We start from the raw sequence: 17,051 nt of genomic DNA, 5'->3' as shown, positions 1-17,051 counted from the left end.
TTAAAAAATTAGGGGCATCTGCAGGATTTTAGAATTTTGTATCTAAATTTGAAACATCATTTGAACCCAACCCTAAACCCCATGGCAATTCTTCGATTTAAAGCGCTTGAGCAGGCAAGCCAGCACAAACCTGGAGAGGTGGTACTACCTTCCCACATTATCTCAGATTATTTCGGCGAGAACGTTTTCGGCAATGCAGCCCTTCGTTCCACTATGTCTACCGAAAACTACAAACGACTGCAGCGCACCATCGAGGCGGGCGAAAAGGTAGACCGCGAACTGGCCGATGCCGTGGCGGCAGCCATGAAGACCTGGGCCATGAGCAAAGGAGCTACGCACTATACGCACTGGTTCCAGCCCCTGACAGGCGCCACGGCCGAGAAGCACGACTCCTTCTTCGACCTTTCAGGGGATGGGGAGCCCATCGAGAGCTTTAAGGGCAGCGCCCTGGTGCAGCAGGAGCCGGACGCCTCCTCTTTCCCGAGCGGCGGCATCCGTAACACTTTCGAGGCCCGTGGCTACAGCGCCTGGGACCCTTCCTCGCCGGCCTTCCTCATCGAGAACGCCGGAACCCGCACCCTTTGTATCCCGACCATCTTTGTGGCCTACACCGGTGAGGCCCTCGACTATAAAACACCGCTGCTCAAGTCGCTGAAGCTGCTCAATGACGCTGCCGTGCCGGTTTGTCAGTACTTCGACAAAGACGTAAACAAGGTGAACACCACACTGGGTATTGAGCAGGAATACTTCCTGGTGGACAAGGCCCTGTATGAGGCGCGCCCGGACCTGGTGATCGCCGGCCGTACTGTATTTGGTCACTCACCGGCCAAGGGCCAGCAGCTGGAGGACCACTACTTTGGCAGCATCCCGAGCCGAGTGCATGCCTTCATGGTTGATTTTGAAAAGACGGCCCTGAAACTGGGTATTCCGTTAAGGACTCGCCACAACGAGGTGGCCCCGAACCAGTATGAGTGCGCGCCTACCTTTGAGGACGCCAACCTGGCAGTAGACCACAACCAGCTGCTGATGGACATCATGAACCGTGTGGCGGAACGCCACAACTTTAAAGTGCTGCTGCACGAGAAACCTTTCAAGGGCGTTAACGGCAGCGGCAAGCATAACAACTGGGCCATGAGCACCAACACAGGCGTTAACCTGCTGAGCCCGGGCAAAAGGCCGAAGGAAAACCTGCAATTCCTTACCTTCTTCATCAACACCATCAAAGCAGCCTATACCCACGCCGACCTGCTGCGCGCAAGTATAGCCTCTGCCAGCAACGATCACCGCCTGGGGGCCAACGAGGCGCCTCCGGCCATCATGTCCGTGTTTATCGGACAGCAGCTGACGGCGGTGCTGGATGAGTTTGAGCGCACCTCTAAAGTGCCGATGGAGAAAGGCGATAACATGTACCTGAAGCTGGGCATCGACCGCATCCCGGAGGTGCTTCGTGACAACACCGATCGTAACCGTACCTCACCGTTTGCTTTTACAGGAAATAAATTCGAGTTCCGTGCGGTAGGTTCTTCTGCCAACTCCTCATCCCCCATGACGGTGCTCAACACTATTGTGGCCGACCAGCTGCTGGAATTCCGCAAGGCGGTGGATGAGCTGATCGAGGCAGGTATGAAAAAGGAGCTGGCCATCATCCAGATCCTGCGCGAGTATGTGGCTGCCTCTAAGACCATCCGCTTTGAGGGCAACGGTTACTCCCAGGAGTGGGAGGAGGAGGCAGAGCGCCGCGGGCTGTCCAATGTCAAGTCCACCCCACGCGCACTGGATGTATATAAGCGCCAAGACGTGAAGGAGGTGTTTGCCAAACACGGTATCTTTACTGAGGTGGAGCTGGAGGCGCGCCATGAGATCCTGCTGGAAGATTACGTGAAAAAGATCCAGATCGAGTCGCGCATTATGGGCGACCTGGCCATGAACCACGTGATCCCAACGGCTATCGCCTACCAGAACAAGCTTATCGCCAACGTGCGCGGCCTAAAGGAGCTGGGGCTGGAGGATGAGTACACCCAGAGCACGATTGAGGGCATCAAGAAAATGTCGGGCTACATCAGCTCGATACAGAAAAACGTGCGCGACATGGTAAACTCCCGTAAGGTGGCCAATAAAATTGACGACGCCCGCGAGCGTGCCATCATGTACAACGAGGAGGTGCTGAGCTACTTTGAGCCCATCCGTTACAGCGTAGACAAGCTGGAACTGATGGTGGATGACGAGGACTGGCCACTGGTGAAGTACCGTGAGCTGCTGTTCCGCCACTAAGCGTATTTTATTTTATTAAGGTTAATAAGTGAAGGCATCCGTCAGGGGTGCCTTCGCTGCTTTAGTCCCGAACCCTCCTAAGGAGCTCGCCGGCCACCTGGGCAAGTATGATCGGGAGCAGAATAATCACCAGAGCCATGGCGATTACCTTGCGCAGCCCCAGCCGCATGATCAGCTTGCCGATCACCTTGTCGCGCAGCTCGTGGTAGAGAAACTGTCCGGCCTTGGTCATGGGTTTGCCTTTCAGTACCTCCTGCACCTCGCGCCAGTTGCCGCGCTCTATCTGGTGGCGCAGGTACTGCAGTACGGTATCCTTGGTGATGTAAAAGGCGAGGGTCATCTGCTCCTGTCGCAGCTGGCCCCAGCGCTGCAGTTGCTGCAGCCTCGGCCATGATTTTCGGGGTATGAACTGGTGCATATAGATCATGGGTGAAGTGGGTGTATACAGGTACTACGTAAAAATTGCTGCTTAGGAGGGGGAAACACGTAGCTGTGCGGTGGGGCAGTAATAGCAGCCTGTATAATGCATGTTAAAATAAGCAGCCGTTAACCGGAAAGGCTCTTCAAAGCCCGTGGGCAACTCCTCGTCGGAGCCTACCGCCAATAGGTGCACCTTCTTGCCTGCCATCTTTCGGCCAAGTTCCTTTTGTGTCGTTACAAGATCCGTAAGCCTGTCGAAGAAATTCTTAAGCAGGCCACTCATGCTGTACCAGTAAACTGGAGTAGCGAAAATAACCTGTTCATGCTGCAGCAGCTGCCTGGCAATACCTATAAACTGGTCTTCCGTCTCATACTTGCCTGCGTAAGTATAAGGGCTTACCCGGAAATCAAGCAGGTTGATCAGTTCATACTTCTGTTCGGCCAAAAGCTTGCAAGCCAGTAGCTGCGTATCGCTGTTCCTGCGCGCGCTGGCCAGTATAACAAGTGGTGCGGATGTGGAGGGAGGTGGAAGGATGTTAGGAGGCATATTATTGAATTTGATAAGGTAAGAAGCAAGGGAGAAGTATAAGTCGCTGCCCATACTTTGAAATCAAGCCCTGAAGCGGGAGCTTGAACGGAAAATTACGTATTTTGCCGATTGAACAAAGCAGCGGCTACTTTAGTTAAAGATACGCATGGAATGTCAACTGGAAAATATAATGAATTCTTACTGTCCGAGCCTGGTAGAGTATAAGCGCCGCAAATCGCGCGTGGTGAATATCGGTGGAGTGCCGCTGGGCGGGGATTACCCGATCCGGGTGCAGTCGATGACCACCGTGGATACCATGGATACGATGGGCTCGGTGGAGCAATGCATCCGAATGATCGAAGCCGGCTGTGAGTACATCCGTATTACGGCGCCAAGTATAAAAGAGGCTGAGAACCTGCAGCATATCAAAGATGAGCTGCGCAGGCGCGGTTACAACGCCCCCCTTGTCGCCGACATACACTTTACCCCGAACGCCGCCGAGGTGGCTGCCCGCATTGTGGAGAAGGTGCGCGTGAATCCGGGCAATTATGCCGATAAGAAGAAGTTTGAAGTAATAACCTATAACGACGACACCTACCAGGCGGAGCTGGACAGGATCCGGAAGCGTTTTGTGCCGCTGGTGCGCATCTGCAAAGAGCACGGCACGGCCATGCGTATCGGTACCAACCACGGCTCCCTGTCTGACCGTATCCTGAGCCGCTATGGGGATACCCCGCTGGGCATGGTGGAAAGCGCGCTGGAGTTTATCCGCATCTGCGAGGACGAAGGCTACTATGATATCGTGATCTCCATGAAGGCCTCTAACACGCAGGTGATGGTGCAGGCCTACCGCTTGCTGGTGCAAAAGCTGGAGGAGGAGGGGCTGCAGCCGTACCCGCTGCACCTGGGCGTAACCGAGGCCGGTGAAGCCGAGGATGGCCGCATTAAATCCGCCGTGGGTATAGGCACTTTACTGGAAGATGGACTAGGTGATACCGTGCGCGTGTCGCTGACCGAGGCTCCCGAGGCGGAGGCACCCGTGGCGCAGGCGCTGATAGACCGTTATACGTACCGTGCCGAAAAGGCGCAGCCCATCAAACCCCTGTGCACCAACCCGATTAACCCGTACCAGTATCACCGCCGCGAAACAGGGGAGGTGGAGAACCTGGGAGGGCTGAACGTGCCGCGGGTGGTAGCCGATCTGAGCCGCCTCAGCGATGTAAAATACGCCGACCTGAAAGCCGTAGGCCATCTCTACTCTATGCTGCTCGACAAGTTCAACATGAACGACCTGGGCGCCGACTACATTTATACAGGTAATAACCCGATCTCGTTTATGCTGCCAAACGGCCTGAAGGAGATCGTGAATTATACTGCCTGGCAGCAGGCAGCGCAGCGAGAAAACCTCCACCCGCTGATGAGCACTGAAGTATACCTGGGCGGCGCTGAGCGGCACAGCAGTCTGAACTTTATACTTGCCTCTGTGCATGACATCACGCCGGAGCTGATGGAGGCGCTTAAAAAGGACAACACGGCCGTACTTGTGTTGCACACGCAAAATGAGCATGCCATGCCCGAATTGCGCAAGTGCTTTATCCGCCTGATGAACAACGGCGTGCAGGCACCCTGCATCATAAAGCGGGAGTATGGGGCGTTGACGCCGGACCAGGTGCAACTGTATGCCGCCACGGATGTGGGTGGATTGCTGATAGACGGCTTAGGCGACGGTGTGCTGCTGAGCACGGAACTACTGCCAGTGCAGGAGAAGCAGGAGGAGTTGCAGACCATAGACACGCTGAACAAGCTGGGTTTTGGCATACTGCAGGCCGCCCGCACGCGCATGAGCAAAACAGAGTACATCAGCTGTCCGAGCTGCGGCCGTACCTTGTTCGACCTGCAGGAAACCACTGCCATGATCCGCAAGCGCACCGACCACCTGAAAGGCGTGAAGATCGGCATTATGGGCTGCATTGTAAATGGCCCCGGCGAGATGGCTGACGCAGACTACGGCTATGTGGGTGTGGGTAAGGACAAGATTGCGCTCTACCGGGGGCAGACGGTGGTAAAGAAATCGGTGCCGGCTGACCGTGCCGTGGATGAGCTGATTGAGCTGATACGCGAGGATAACCGCTGGATTGAGCCGGTGCGACTAGAGGAGGAAGTATAGTGTTTTTTCTCCATCTGAAGTATAAACTATAACATGAACACCTGCAGGAGAGCACCCAGAAGGCACTTCTATACTTTCCCGCATACCCAAAACTCCAATGTATTATGAAAAAGGGACTTTTTAACCTGTCGGAAGTGGCGACCTATTTTTTTCGGAAGAAGGACCCCAGCCGCAAAACCAACTTTAACCTGCGCGCCATGCACACCATCAATAAAATATCTATCCTGATGTTCCTGGCCGCCATGATCTACTTTATCATCAAGCACCTCTAAAACTGCATGAATATAGAGGAATTTCGGGATTATTGCCTGGCCAAGGCAGGAACTACCGAGGAAACACCTTTTGACGAGGATACGCTTGTATTTAAGGTATGCGGTAAAATATTTGCGCTGTGCAGCATCGCTGAATATGCAAACGGCATTAACCTGAAGTGCGCGCCGGAAAAGGCGGTGGAGTTACGCGAGCAGTACCCGCAGGTAAAACCTGGCTACCACATGAGCAAAATGCACTGGAACACCGTGCTGCCGGAAGCCGGCCTTCCCGATACCCTTTTGAAGCAGTGGACGGATGATTCCTATGAGCTGGTGGCAAGCAAATTGAAGAAAACGCAGCGGCAGGAGCTGGGGCTGGATGTAGCCTGAAAAGTGGCGGGATGAAATTCCGTAAGCTAAGTTATTATGAGTCAGTGTGATTACATCGATGTTGCAAGGCTAAACTACTGATCCTTAATATATTTTTATCTTAAATAACGTTTTTCCTATTTATTTATTGTGCTAAGGGTTTACCAATTGGGTTTTTTTTCTTATAATTGGTAAAACTCACCTTAACACAAATATGAACCTTAACAGTCAACTTAGCATCGGTGCCTTCCGGAATGAATGGCAAAAGGCAAGTATGAGCCTGCTTTATACCTGTGGCTTTCTCAGCAACGGGTATGAGAGCTTCTTTAAGAAACACACCATTACCAGCCAGCAATATAATGCGTTGCGCATTCTGAGAGACCAGTTTCCAAAGCCTGTCTCCACCTCGTTTCTGCGCGAAAAGATGCTGGACAAAATGTCCGACGCCTCCCGCCTTGTCAGCCGCCTGAACGCCAAAGGCTATGTCACCGTAACACAGAACCCAACTGACAAGCGCCTGGTAAACATCCTCATCTCCAGTGAGGGCTTAGCCATATTATCCGGCATTGACAAGGAGCTCTACCAGCTGGATGCCATGCTGCAGGGCCTTACGGAGGAAGAAGCCGCTACCCTGGTGGAGCTGCTCTCCAAAGTACGGGAATCTATTACCACAACCGAAGAAAGAGTGGCTGCTTTAGAAGAAGCCACCGCATAATTCTATACCCTGAACTTTACTAACCTTACCCACCTTAGGCAAACGGAGGTGGCAGGAGAGGCCCCGGCTTCTTCTGCCACCTTTCTGTTTTCTGGGCCATGCCCGAGCCCGCTGTATTGAAAAGTTTGCTTGCAACTGTTTCGGCGGCGTCTGAGAAGGGCAGCAGCACCAGCACGTGCTCATTTTCCTCCTGCAGCAAGAGGGCATCGGAGGCGCGGTGCGCCGTCACCGCTATCCTTCCCGGGTAGCACAGGTGGCCCGGCAGCACCGGGTCTTCCATGTCGCCGTATTGCGCCGGCAGCTTCTTTTTCTGCCAGTAACTGATCATGCTCGGGTCAAAGTCCACAGCCAACACAGTATAGCCGTATTTCTGAAGCTCCAGCGCAAGGTTCCCGCCAAACCGGCCCAGGCCGAAAAGTATAATGACGTACTGCGCATGCTCTGGCAGGGCAGACTGTTCGGCAACAGGTATGCCTCACTCAAAAACACCCAGCACCGGCGACAGGAAGGCGAACAAGAGTTACGAGTTGATGATCATGTACGTAGATAGACCTATGGTTATCAAACAAGCACGCGTAATCAATCCTACTATGTCAGGGGAGATGTAGTCTCAGCCTTGGCCAGGAAGCTGATGTTTTCCGGTAATCCATCAGGCCCATAATGATCATCACAATAAGGGGTTGCCCACCAGTACAAAGAGTGAGAAAAGCAGCGCAGGCACTACCTGTCCGCTAATAAGCTGGAGGTCGAGGTGTATGAAGAGAACAGCAGCAGGAAATCGCGGATGCCGACGAGGCGGCCGCTGATGACGTTGCGGTACTGGGTAGAGGCCAGGGCCACCGCCCAGGCAATGGCAAACAGCACCAGCAGCTCCTGCGAGCTGGCCAGGTACTGCACTATGCCTGGGTATAACATAGGCACCATCAGCAGTCCGATCACCAGTATAACCCCAATCACTTGGCCAACATTCCGGCCATATTGTAGCCAAGGGCTATGCCTATGGCATACCCTGTAACGGATGTGAAGATGACCTGCCCAAGCCCCGTCATCAGGTTCCCTTTGCCCATGGAGCGGATCAGAATCAGGTTCAGGTCCAGCTTCAGGCCCACTACAAACAGGGGGAAGGCAATGCCCAGATCGGAAAGGAGGTAGTTTTATCGGTAGAAGAAACGAGGTTGAGTCCGGAAGGCCCAGCAAGTAAACCGACGGCAATAAAGACAGCAATCAGCGGCTGTCGTAGCAGCAGTCCAATGGCTGCGAATACTGCTGCCATCAAAAGTATAAGGGTAAATTAGTAGAAGGAATTCTGGCTCAGTACTTCTTCTATGGCGCCCCTTTTATTCTTCCTCGTCCAGGTGCGGTATCACCAGCAGCGGCAGCCTCGCCTTGTAGGCTATTTCCTCTGTAAAACCTTCTGAAAGCGAGTCGCCCCAGCCACCAACTTGCCTTGGAAGCCATACCAGCAGGTCTGTGTTGGTCTTTTGCAGGTGCTGCTCCAGCTCCTCGTTTTTACTATTCTTGCGGATAGGGATGATTTCGTAATTTAACCCGTTCACCAGCTCCGCCGATTCTGCCAGGGGTAGGGAGTCTCTCGCCTGACCATCCTCATCCAAAATAAAAAGAAAATAAACCGAGGCGCTGAACGTATGTGACAACCTGTCCAGGATGGATAAGCCCGGCCTGTTGCCGAAGCGCTTCGCCCTGATGACCACGGTTATACTTTTGAATCCCCGGAAAGCATAGCGGGCAGGAACGATCAGGAGCGGCACGGTGGTGATGCGGATCATCTCGGCCGTATTGCTGCCCATGAAAAACTTTTTTAGGCTGCTCACGCCGCTGCTCCCCATCACAACCAGGTTTATACTGTTGTCTCTGATAAGCTGAAGTACAGTGTTGGAAACCGGGGTAGGGAGGATCTGCACTCTTCTCGTCACCTCCTTCGGGCGCAGGTCCAGCTCCTGGTGAAGCTGCTGACTTAGTTGCTGCAGCCGTTGCCCCAGTTCCTGTTGCGCCGCCTGGAGAATGCTGTAGTATACTTCCTGCGGCGTGGCGGCCGGCACCATCGGTCGCTCCATGGCATGCAGAAAAGTGACTTCCGCATGGTAGCTTCGGGCCAGTTGCAAGGCGGTGCGCATGGCAGCATAGGCCGTGTCTGAGAAATCGGTGGGTACAAGTATACGCAGCATGGCTAAAGGGCTTTACCTACTCTACGGATATAGCGGATGCAGAAGTTTTACAGGGGAACTACAGAAGCCAAAAAACCGCCCAGCTTTTAATAGCTGCAGCGGCTTTTTGCTTCGTTAGTTGGTAATGGGGATAGTTTATACTACCACATTAATGATTTTGTTAGGCACGATAATGAGTTTCTTTGGTGCTTTTCCATCAAAGAACTTGGTGACCTGCTCCTCTGCCAAAACGGCCTTCTCTATCTCTTCACGGGGAGTATCCAGCGCAAAAGTGAGCTTGGCGCGCATCTTGCCGTTCACTGATACCGGGTACTCAAACGTGTTTTCCACCAGGTACTCTTCCTTCCATTGCGGGAAGGCGGCGTGGCTGATACTCTCTGTGTGGCCCAGTTGCTCCCAAAGCTCCTCGGTAATGTGCGGCGCGTAAGGGGAGAGGATCACCGTGAGCGGCTCCAGGATGGCGCGCTTGTGGCACTTGAGCTGGCTCAGCTCATTCACGCAGATCATAAAGGTAGAGACAGAGGTGTTGAACGAGAAACGCTCGATGTCTTCCTCCACCTTCTTGATCGTCTTATGCAGCGACTTGAGTTCCTCGGCCGTCGGTTGCTCGTCAGTTACCTGCAGGTTGCCTTCCTTGTCGAAGAACAGTTTCCAGTACTTCTTCAGGAATTTGTGCACGCCGTCCATGCCGTTGGTGTTCCAGGGCTTGAACTGCTCCAGCGGCCCCAAAAACATCTCGTACATGCGCAGCGTATCGGCCCCCATTTTCTCTACCAGGTCATCCGGGTTCACCACGTTATACTTCGACTTCGACATCTTCTCGATCTCCACGCCCACGTTATACTTGCCGTCTTCCAGTATAAACTCCGCATCGGCGTTCTCCGGCCGCCAGTTTCTGAAAGCTTCCAGGTCCAGCACGTCATTCTCCACGATGTTCACATCCACGTGAAGGGGAGATGTATCGTATTGATCTTTCAAACCAAAAGAAACATACTTGTTAGTGCCGTTGATGCGGTACACGAAGTTAGAGCGGCCCTGGATCATACCTTGGTTGATGAGCTTTTTGAACGGCTCCTGTTCTACTACCACGCCCAGGTCGAACATGAACTTGTTCCAGAAGCGGGAGTACAACAGGTGGCCTGTAGCGTGCTCCGATCCGCCGATGTACAAGTCTACGCTGCGCCAATATTCGATGATGTCTTTATCGGCAAAAGCCTTGTCGTTGTGCGGGTCCATGTAGCGGTACCAGTACCAGCTGCTGCCCGCCCAGCCTGGCATGGTGCTCAGCTCATACTCATACTGCCCGTTGTACTTCCAGTCTACGGCGCGGCCTAGTGGCGGCTCACCGGTTTCAGTTGGCAGGTAAGCATCGATCTTTGGCAGCTCCAGCGGCAGCTCGTCCTCCTTGATCAGGTGCGGCACGCCGTCTTTAAAGTATACCGGCACCGGCTCACCCCAATAGCGCTGGCGGCTGAACACGGCGTCGCGCATGCGGTACTGTGTGCGGCCTTTGCCTACGCCCATTTCCTCGGCTCTGGCTATACCTGCTTTTATCGCCTCCTTCACCTCCAGCCCGTTCAGGAAACCGGAGTTGATGATCTTGCCTTCTTTGCCGGCATAGGCCTCCTCCTCAATGTTGCCGCCCTCCACTACCTGCGGAATCGGCAGACCGAAGTGCTTGGCAAAGGCATAGTCGCGGCTATCGTGACCCGGAACGGCCATGACGGCTCCTGTGCCGTAACCGGCCAGCACGTAATCAGCAATCCAGATCTGTACTTTCTCGCCGGAAAGCGGGTTGATGGCATAAGCGCCCGTGAACACGCCGCTTACTGTCTTCACGTCCGTCATGCGCTCACGCTCTGATCGGTTTTTGGCCACGGTAACATACTCTTCCACAGCAGCGCGCTGTGCATCTGTCGTGATCTGCTCCACCAGTTCATGCTCCGGCGCCAGCACCACAAACGAAACCCCGAAAATGGTATCGATACGGGTCGTGAATACCTTGATCTTATCCTCAGCACCTTCAATGGAGAAATCCAGTTCGGCACCTACGGATTTCCCGATCCAGTTGCGCTGCATTTCCTTGATCGGCTCGGGCCAGTCTATATTTTCCAGTCCCTGGAGCAGGCGCTCCGCGTAGGCTGTGATACGCATCATCCACTGGCGCATTTTCTTGCGCTCCACCGGGTAGCCGCCGCGCTCCGACACGCCGCCAACAACTTCATCGTTGGCCAGTACCGTGCCTAGGGCAGGGCACCAGTTTACCACGGCTTCGGCTACGTAAGTCAGTCTATACTTCAGCAGCATCTCCGATCTCTGCTGTTCGTTGAAGTTATTCCAGTCCTCTGAGGAGAAAGCCGGGGTGTCTTCATCGCAGGCAGCGTTTACCTGCTCATTACCGCTCAGCTCAAACACACGCACCAGGGCATCTATCGGTTCAGCTTTATCGGTGCTGTAGTTGTAGTAGCTGTTGAACAGCTGCATGAAGATCCACTGCGTCCATTTGTAGTAGTTCGGCTCGGATGTGCGGATCTCGCGCTCCCAGTCGTAGGAGAAACCGATGTTCTTCAGCTGCTCCACATAGCGTTTGATGTTTTGCTCGGTCGTAATAGCCGGGTGTTGCCCAGTCTGGATAGCATACTGCTCGGCAGGCAGGCCAAAGGCATCGAAACCCATCGGGTGCAGCACGTTAAACCCTTTCAGGCGCTTGTAGCGGCTCACGATGTCAGAGGCGATGTAACCGAGCGGGTGGCCCACATGCAGTCCGGCTCCGGAAGGGTAGGGGAACATGTCCAGGGCGTAGTACTTCGGTTTATCACTGGTGGCCGTGGCTTTAAAGGTCTGGTTTTCTTCCCAGTAGCGCTGCCACTTTTTCTCAATCTGACTGAAATTATACTCTGACATTGTGTATGGCTATACTTTTGAATCTTGTTATAACTGCTAAGATAATTGTTAATCTTTAATTGTGGGATGGTTTCGTAGGGGAATGCTTAAAATCTTGGTGTAGGTAGTACCGAATCCAACTACATCTGCCTGACCTTGACCAAATAGGGGAGCCTTTTGTTGCCGCGGCTGAAGTATAAGTTCTGTAGCCGCTGCCGTTGGGCGGACAGGTTGCGACCTGTTCCTACAAAGTATAAACCCACCCCTGGCCCCGCTTCACCCCACCCCAACTCTCCCCTAAGAACAGGGGAGGGAGTTGTACTTGCCACACTCCCTGTCATCTCGAGTACTCTTGAGGCGGGAGCCGAGGAGAGCCAGCGTAGCTGTGAGAGATCTATCTGAAATTCTAATTAGATCTCTCCCAAAGGTCGAGATGACAGCAAGGGCAGCGGCTATCGAACCTGATCCCAGTCTTTCCGTTGAGCGCCTTGTAGATTTACGGTTTCGCTTCAGCGAAATTGCGGAGACCGCAGGTCAAGCAAAGGAAATGTACACCGCGCGATGCCAAAGGACGAGCCCTCTCGGGCCTGAGAGCAGAGTATACTATGGAACAAGTTGGTTGTAAAGCCGTGGATGAACGGCAGCTAGTAAGAATAGCTTGCTTCAGGTTAGGGTTAGCAGCGGCTAAGAAAGTATAAGCCAGCAAGTATAAGCAAAGCATAAAGTATGGCTCGTGCGGATTACAAATCCGCAGCTATTATACTTCCGGATTGCAAATCCGAAAGAGCAGAAGCAAGTATAAAGTATGGCCAAAGCAAGTATGGCTCTGTGAGCCAGTCGGGTTGAAAACCCAACGAATAAAAAGACACGGGCTGCAAGCCCGCGCCAGCGGAGGACTAGCGCCATGAAACATACAAAGGCACAAGCGGACGCTGGCGCCGGGGAAGGCAAGCAGCAGCCCGTTCTCAAAGTCCGATCGAGCCGTAAACTCAAGTCCATTTACACACACACGAACCCCGGCATCCTCGTAAAACAAAGTATAAATTCACCAAATCCCTACCTTTGCGCCATGGAACAGAAGAAACACGACCTACTCGATATCATCCACCTCATCTACGTGATGGACCCGATGTGCTCCTGGTGCTATGGCTTTGCGCCAGTCATCAGGCAGCTGGTGGCGGAGCAGGAGGGGAAGATGCAGTTTAAATTCGTCATGGGGGGCCTGCGCCCCGGCACGGAGAAACCCTTGGAAGAGCAAATGAAAGAGGGCATCAAACAGCACTGGCAGGACGTGGAGAAGATAACCGAGCAGCCTTTCGACTATACGTTCTTTGAGCGTACGGACTTTGTCTACGATACAGAGCCGAGTTGCCGTGCCGTTGTAACCATGCGTTACCTGAAGCCGGAGCATGAGTTTGACATGGCCAGAGCGGTGCAGAGCGCCTTTTATGCCAAAAACAATGATGTCACCAAACCGGAGGTGCTGGCAAGTATAGCCACCGCCTTTGGCGTGGAGGAAGAATCCTTTCTGGAAAAGTATAACTCGGAAGAAATGAAGGAGAAAACGCAGCAGGATTTTACGATTGCCCGCCATTTGCAGGCCACCGCCTTCCCGAGTTTATACTTGCTCAACGGCACCAGCATCCACCTCATCAGCCGGGGCTACCGCCCTTACGATGGCATGAAAGCGCACCTGGAGCGTGTGCTGCAGCAGCTGGCCCCGGACCAGCATCCTTCGGCCGAGTAAATTGGTATAAGGAACCAGCCGCCTACCTGAGGTTATGTTATGAGCCATCACCGAGAAACCTTCGGCTTTTGCCAGATCACTAAAAAGCGTTTGCCCCTGCATCTGCTGATGCCGGGTAAGGCCATTCGCCCGAGCTTACTCAGGTTAATTAAGGCTGATTTCCCGGACTTTGACGAGGAAAAGTATGTGGCCCTAGATGTGCTGGCAAAGTACCGCAAACTTTACCTGGAGCAGCTGCTGCGGAAGGAACTGGGCGAACTGACGGAACTGGAGGAGGAGGTGGTGAAAAGCATCAATCAGCAGGAGCTGCTGTCGAGCAACGTGGAGGAGAAGCTGGAAGAGCGCATCAGCCTCGGCGACCGCATGGCCGATCATATCGCCAGTTTCGGTGGCAGCTGGACGTTCATCCTCCTCTTTTTTTCTTTCCTTCTGCTTTGGATGGCGGTAAACGTTTACCTGCTGGCAACCCGTCCCTTCGATCCGTACCCGTTTATCCTGCTCAACCTCATTTTATCCTGCCTGGCTGCCATCCAGGCGCCTATTATCATGATGAGCCAGAACAGGCAGGAGTCTAAGGACCGCCTCCGCTCGGAGCACGACTACAAAGTGAACCTGAAGGCCGAGCTGGAAATAAGGTTGCTACACGAAAAGATAGACCACCTGCTGATGCACCAGAACCAGCAGATGGTAGAAATCCAGCAACTGCAGCTCGATCTGCTGGAGGACATTATGGAGCAGTTCAAGAAGAAAAATCATTCGTAGCTAGCAGCAGTTGCGTCTTTTCAGGTTCCGCTCCGTCTTCTAACTAAACAGAGGAACATGGAGACACTAAAGGCTTTTATTTTTGGATTAACCCTGGCCATTGCCGTCGGCCCTATCGCAATTCTGATCATCAACCGTGGCCTGACACAAGGGCTCAGGAGCGGCCTGATGAGTGGACTAGGCGCTGCGCTCGCCGATTTTACGTATGGGCTCATGGCCTTCTCCGTAGGGGCTGTGATCGTTGGCTACCTTCACCTGAATGCATATTACTTCAAGTTTCTGACCTCGCTCATACTTGTAGTCTTCGGGCTATGGATGCTGAAGGGAAGTCTGAAACCCTCCTTAGAAAAACAGAAGGGCCAGCCGGAGACAAAAAAGAAAAGCGGCTTTACCTACCTGCTGTCAACTTACCTGCTGACGGTGGCAAACCCGCTGACGGTGGTGGCTTTTGTCGGATTCTCAGGCCAGCTGGTTTCCCCGGTAACGGGTGCAGGACATGTTTTTATACTTGCGCTGGCCATTTTTGCTGGCAGCCTGATCATTCAATCTGCTCTGGCTTTCTTTGGTGCTTCTTTAGGGAGATTTCTGCAAAGCCCACACATCCTTCGCTTTCTGAATGTAGGCAGCAGTGTCTGTATCATGCTTTTTGGCCTGGCAGGGATGCGCTGGTGCTGAAGTTCGCCAGCACATGCTCCAGCGGATCAGTTCCGTTCCAGGTGCCCTGGCTGCTGATGGGCTTGAAACGGGCGAAAAGCTCCTCGCTGTACCAGTTCTCGGAGCGGGTGCGGCGCATGACCTCCTGGTGCAGCGGGTTTTTATAGGCATACGTTTTCATCGCCTCCACCGACTCCCACACGCTGAAAGTGGCCTGGCGCACCAGCGGCAGCTCGCCCAGGCCAATGGAGCACAAAAGGCCTTCTGCTGCATCCAGCGCCATACTTGCCTTCGGCACAAACCGCCAGAAGCTGGGCAAGGCCCGCCAGTTTATACTTGCCCGCGTCAGCACGGCCATGGGGCCGCTTTCATACTTTGCCACGAGAGCGGGAGCGAAGGGCTCTTGCCCGTCCCAGTACCCATGCGACTGCCAGGGCAGCAGCTTCACCGTCCATACTTCTTCGGTGTGGTCTTTATACTCCCTGATAAATTCTGAGTCATGCAGAAAGGCATCGGCGGCGGCTTCGCTCTCCCAGGTGCAAAGCAGGCCATACCTCCTGAAATTGGGCTTGATACTGAACCCCTTGCCATGCCCGCTGCCCAGCAATTTAAAGAACAGCAGCCCTGGCACCTTTTGCAGTAAGGCTCCGGAGGTACCCATCTGCGCCAGTCCCCAACGGATATGGCCGCTGCGGATACCGAACAGGGTGAGGGTGGTAAGGCGTGGAGAGGATGCGTGCATAAAGCTACGGGGGATGCCTAAAGATGTGTATTTTAGCTGCTTCTAAAAAAGAACACCTGCCAAACCAGATGTTCGGCAGGTGCTGCAGAGAGTTCTTTACCTTATCATACTATAAATTGATCTTCTTGTTCTCGCCACCCTTGGATGGCTCTCCGGTAATGGCTGCCTTGGCCATGCCAAACAGCGTCACCATTGTGTTGCTGGGTGTGTCCCAGTACTCGGCTTTGTCAATTCTCACACGTATCAGGCCGATGTTCTTATCTTCTTTGCCATCCGGAAACCAGGCTTTCATGTCAGAGCTCCAGAGTTCGTCTATCTTCTGCTGGTCGCGCAGGAGCTGCGCCTTGCCCGAGATGGAAACGTACAGGTTGTCGTTTGGGTCGGCATAGCTCAGGTTCACATGAGCGTCGTGCGCTATCTCGTGCGACTTACCTGATTCGTAGCCGGTAAAGAACCAGATGTCGCCGTCAGCCTCCGTTTTCTGATTTTTCATGGGGCGGCTGCGCAGCGTCCCATCATCATCCACAGTGGTCATCATGGCAATTTTTACGTCCTTTATCTTATCTATGAGCTTCCTGAGGTTTTCCTTCGTGTTTGGGTCGTTTTGCATAGCTTTATATCTTGTTTGTGATTGATTACGCGGCTCTCTTGCCTAGGGTTTATACTTTGCCGGATGCAACCAACACCACCCCGGAACCGCTAAAACAATAGGCGCAGCAGCCGGTTTATACTTTTCACCTAACCCTGATCAACCCTTTGAACTACCTGGCGCACATTTACCTTTCCGGAACAGACGACGAACTCCTCATAGGCAATTTTATGGCGGATGCCGTGAAGGGACGGCAGGCCGAACGCTACGCCCCGGGCATTGCCAAAGGCATCCGCCTGCACCGCCTCATCGATACGTACACCGATACCCACCCGGTGGTGGCCGAGACGAAAGCTCGGCTCCGCCCGAAATACAGAAAGTACGCGCCGGTGGTCGCTGACATGTACTTCGATCATTTCCTGGCCCGTAATTTCAGCAACTACGCCAGTGAGCCCCTGCCTGATTTTGTACAGCGAGCTTACAGCCTGATCGAACAGCACCACCACGTGCTGCCGCCGCGTGTGCAAAACCTGTTCGGGTATATGCAGCGGCAGAACTGGCTGGAGTCTTATGCGGAGGTGGAAGGGATAGCCCAGGCGCTGCAGGGCATGAGCCGCCGCACCACCTTTGCCTCTGGAATGGAAACGGCCGCCGAGGAGCTCGTGGAGCAGTATGCGTTATACCTGGCCGACTTCCGGCTTTTCTTTCCGGAACTGGAGCGGTACGTGGCCAGTGTGAGGGAGCAGTTGTAATGGCTGGCTAAACC

The 17,051-nt window shown here is 53.7% G+C and carries 18 protein-coding genes; 9 read left to right on the top strand and 9 right to left on the bottom strand.

The window, feature by feature from the left end; genetic code table 11:
- Positions 1 to 81 precede the first annotated feature (81 nt).
- Entirely contained in the window at positions 82 to 2,271 is a 2,190-nt protein-coding gene (locus OH144_RS07400) for a glutamine synthetase III family protein (RefSeq protein WP_266205662.1), read from the top strand.
- Positions 2,272 to 2,332: 61 nt separating this feature from the next.
- On the opposite strand, the gene OH144_RS07395 is transcribed toward OH144_RS07400, so the two are convergent.
- Together OH144_RS07395 and OH144_RS07390 are read right to left on the bottom strand one after the other, a co-directional pair.
- Positions 2,333 to 2,698 carry a hypothetical protein gene (locus OH144_RS07395; protein WP_266205661.1) on the bottom strand — a complete coding sequence of 122 codons (366 nt, stop codon included), beginning with the start codon at positions 2,696 to 2,698 and terminating at the stop codon, positions 2,333 to 2,335.
- A 42-nt stretch (positions 2,699 to 2,740) separates the two neighbouring features.
- Positions 2,741 to 3,238, bottom strand: coding sequence for a flavodoxin family protein (locus OH144_RS07390; protein ID WP_266205660.1), 498 nt, complete (start codon positions 3,236 to 3,238; stop codon positions 2,741 to 2,743).
- 172 nt (positions 3,239 to 3,410) lie between these two features.
- On the opposite strand from OH144_RS07390, the gene ispG reads away from it, so the two are divergent.
- From ispG to OH144_RS07370, 4 genes are all read left to right on the top strand, one after another.
- Positions 3,411 to 5,387 carry a (E)-4-hydroxy-3-methylbut-2-enyl-diphosphate synthase gene (gene ispG, locus OH144_RS07385; RefSeq protein WP_266205659.1) on the top strand — a complete coding sequence of 659 codons (1,977 nt, stop codon included), beginning with the start codon at positions 3,411 to 3,413 and terminating at the stop codon, positions 5,385 to 5,387.
- A gap of 104 nt (positions 5,388 to 5,491) precedes the next feature.
- On the top strand, positions 5,492 to 5,659 hold the full coding sequence (locus OH144_RS07380) for a DUF6728 family protein (RefSeq protein ID WP_266205658.1): 168 nt from the start codon (positions 5,492 to 5,494) through the stop codon (positions 5,657 to 5,659).
- 6 nt (positions 5,660 to 5,665) lie between these two features.
- The gene (locus OH144_RS07375) at positions 5,666 to 6,028 is read left to right on the top strand and encodes an MmcQ/YjbR family DNA-binding protein (protein WP_266205657.1); all 363 of its coding nucleotides are present in this window, start codon (positions 5,666 to 5,668) and stop codon (positions 6,026 to 6,028) included.
- Positions 6,029 to 6,221: 193 nt separating this feature from the next.
- Positions 6,222 to 6,722 (top strand): MarR family winged helix-turn-helix transcriptional regulator, encoded by a 501-nt coding sequence (locus OH144_RS07370; protein WP_266205656.1) that lies wholly within the window; start codon positions 6,222 to 6,224, stop codon positions 6,720 to 6,722.
- Positions 6,723 to 6,756: 34 nt separating this feature from the next.
- Here the strand turns inward: OH144_RS07370 and OH144_RS07365 are convergent, their stop codons facing one another.
- From OH144_RS07365 to leuS, 5 genes are all read right to left on the bottom strand, one after another.
- A complete protein-coding gene (locus tag OH144_RS07365) occupies positions 6,757 to 7,143 on the bottom strand; it encodes an NAD-binding protein (RefSeq protein ID WP_266206316.1) in 387 nt (128 codons plus the stop codon).
- A gap of 299 nt (positions 7,144 to 7,442) precedes the next feature.
- On the bottom strand, positions 7,443 to 7,661 hold the full coding sequence (locus tag OH144_RS07360; RefSeq protein ID WP_266205655.1) for a hypothetical protein: 219 nt from the start codon (positions 7,659 to 7,661) through the stop codon (positions 7,443 to 7,445).
- A gap of 14 nt (positions 7,662 to 7,675) precedes the next feature.
- The gene (locus tag OH144_RS07355; RefSeq protein ID WP_266205654.1) at positions 7,676 to 7,831 is read right to left on the bottom strand and encodes a hypothetical protein; all 156 of its coding nucleotides are present in this window, start codon (positions 7,829 to 7,831) and stop codon (positions 7,676 to 7,678) included.
- 228 nt (positions 7,832 to 8,059) lie between these two features.
- The gene (locus OH144_RS07350; protein WP_266205653.1) at positions 8,060 to 8,908 is read right to left on the bottom strand and encodes a universal stress protein; all 849 of its coding nucleotides are present in this window, start codon (positions 8,906 to 8,908) and stop codon (positions 8,060 to 8,062) included.
- A gap of 135 nt (positions 8,909 to 9,043) precedes the next feature.
- On the bottom strand, positions 9,044 to 11,812 hold the full coding sequence (leuS, locus tag OH144_RS07345) for a leucine--tRNA ligase (RefSeq protein WP_266205652.1): 2,769 nt from the start codon (positions 11,810 to 11,812) through the stop codon (positions 9,044 to 9,046).
- An 883-nt stretch (positions 11,813 to 12,695) separates the two neighbouring features.
- On the opposite strand from leuS, the gene OH144_RS07340 reads away from it, so the two are divergent.
- From OH144_RS07340 to OH144_RS07330, 3 genes are read left to right on the top strand one after another with little or no spacing between them, the layout of a single operon-like run.
- The gene (locus tag OH144_RS07340) at positions 12,696 to 13,538 is read left to right on the top strand and encodes a DsbA family protein (protein ID WP_266205651.1); all 843 of its coding nucleotides are present in this window, start codon (positions 12,696 to 12,698) and stop codon (positions 13,536 to 13,538) included.
- Between the two features lie 39 nt (positions 13,539 to 13,577).
- Positions 13,578 to 14,300, top strand: coding sequence for a DUF1003 domain-containing protein (locus tag OH144_RS07335; RefSeq protein WP_266205650.1), 723 nt, complete (start codon positions 13,578 to 13,580; stop codon positions 14,298 to 14,300).
- Between the two features lie 57 nt (positions 14,301 to 14,357).
- Positions 14,358 to 14,975 carry a LysE family translocator gene (locus OH144_RS07330; protein ID WP_266205649.1) on the top strand — a complete coding sequence of 206 codons (618 nt, stop codon included), beginning with the start codon at positions 14,358 to 14,360 and terminating at the stop codon, positions 14,973 to 14,975.
- On the opposite strand, the gene OH144_RS07325 is transcribed toward OH144_RS07330, so the two are convergent.
- Both OH144_RS07325 and OH144_RS07320 read right to left on the bottom strand, forming a co-directional pair.
- Positions 14,938 to 15,696 carry a spheroidene monooxygenase gene (locus OH144_RS07325; RefSeq protein ID WP_266205648.1) on the bottom strand — a complete coding sequence of 253 codons (759 nt, stop codon included), beginning with the start codon at positions 15,694 to 15,696 and terminating at the stop codon, positions 14,938 to 14,940. The two genes, OH144_RS07330 and OH144_RS07325, sit on opposite strands and share 38 nt — an antisense overlap.
- A gap of 109 nt (positions 15,697 to 15,805) precedes the next feature.
- Positions 15,806 to 16,306 (bottom strand): pyridoxamine 5'-phosphate oxidase family protein, encoded by a 501-nt coding sequence (locus tag OH144_RS07320; RefSeq protein WP_266205647.1) that lies wholly within the window; start codon positions 16,304 to 16,306, stop codon positions 15,806 to 15,808.
- A 146-nt stretch (positions 16,307 to 16,452) separates the two neighbouring features.
- On the opposite strand from OH144_RS07320, the gene OH144_RS07315 reads away from it, so the two are divergent.
- Positions 16,453 to 17,037: an acyl carrier protein phosphodiesterase gene (locus OH144_RS07315; protein ID WP_266205646.1), complete on the top strand. Its 585-nt coding sequence runs from the start codon at positions 16,453 to 16,455 to the stop codon at positions 17,035 to 17,037.
- The last annotated feature ends 14 nt before the right edge of the window (positions 17,038 to 17,051 follow it).

This window comes from Pontibacter kalidii (assembly GCF_026278245.1).
In the GTDB taxonomy this organism is placed as follows: domain Bacteria; phylum Bacteroidota; class Bacteroidia; order Cytophagales; family Hymenobacteraceae; genus Pontibacter; species Pontibacter kalidii.
Note: the sequence above shows the minus strand (reverse complement) of the source record. Positions and strands in the feature narration are given on the sequence as shown.

What these genes read in the sequence shown, in the direction of transcription:
- OH144_RS07400 (WP_266205662.1), top strand. Translation starts at nt 82, where the DNA reads ATGGCAATTCTTCGATTTAAAGCGCTTGAGCAGGCAAGCCAGCACAAA.
- OH144_RS07395 (WP_266205661.1), bottom strand. Translation starts at nt 2,698, where the DNA reads ATGATCTATATGCACCAGTTCATACCCCGAAAATCATGGCCGAGGCTG.
- OH144_RS07390 (WP_266205660.1), bottom strand. Translation starts at nt 3,238, where the DNA reads ATGCCTCCTAACATCCTTCCACCTCCCTCCACATCCGCACCACTTGTT.
- ispG (WP_266205659.1), top strand. Translation starts at nt 3,411, where the DNA reads ATGAATTCTTACTGTCCGAGCCTGGTAGAGTATAAGCGCCGCAAATCG.
- OH144_RS07380 (WP_266205658.1), top strand. Translation starts at nt 5,492, where the DNA reads ATGAAAAAGGGACTTTTTAACCTGTCGGAAGTGGCGACCTATTTTTTT.
- OH144_RS07375 (WP_266205657.1), top strand. Translation starts at nt 5,666, where the DNA reads ATGAATATAGAGGAATTTCGGGATTATTGCCTGGCCAAGGCAGGAACT.
- OH144_RS07370 (WP_266205656.1), top strand. Translation starts at nt 6,222, where the DNA reads ATGAACCTTAACAGTCAACTTAGCATCGGTGCCTTCCGGAATGAATGG.
- OH144_RS07350 (WP_266205653.1), bottom strand. Translation starts at nt 8,908, where the DNA reads ATGCTGCGTATACTTGTACCCACCGATTTCTCAGACACGGCCTATGCT.
- leuS (WP_266205652.1), bottom strand. Translation starts at nt 11,812, where the DNA reads ATGTCAGAGTATAATTTCAGTCAGATTGAGAAAAAGTGGCAGCGCTAC.
- OH144_RS07340 (WP_266205651.1), top strand. Translation starts at nt 12,696, where the DNA reads ATGAAACATACAAAGGCACAAGCGGACGCTGGCGCCGGGGAAGGCAAG.
- OH144_RS07335 (WP_266205650.1), top strand. Translation starts at nt 13,578, where the DNA reads ATGAGCCATCACCGAGAAACCTTCGGCTTTTGCCAGATCACTAAAAAG.
- OH144_RS07330 (WP_266205649.1), top strand. Translation starts at nt 14,358, where the DNA reads ATGGAGACACTAAAGGCTTTTATTTTTGGATTAACCCTGGCCATTGCC.
- OH144_RS07325 (WP_266205648.1), bottom strand. Translation starts at nt 15,696, where the DNA reads ATGCACGCATCCTCTCCACGCCTTACCACCCTCACCCTGTTCGGTATC.
- OH144_RS07320 (WP_266205647.1), bottom strand. Translation starts at nt 16,306, where the DNA reads ATGCAAAACGACCCAAACACGAAGGAAAACCTCAGGAAGCTCATAGAT.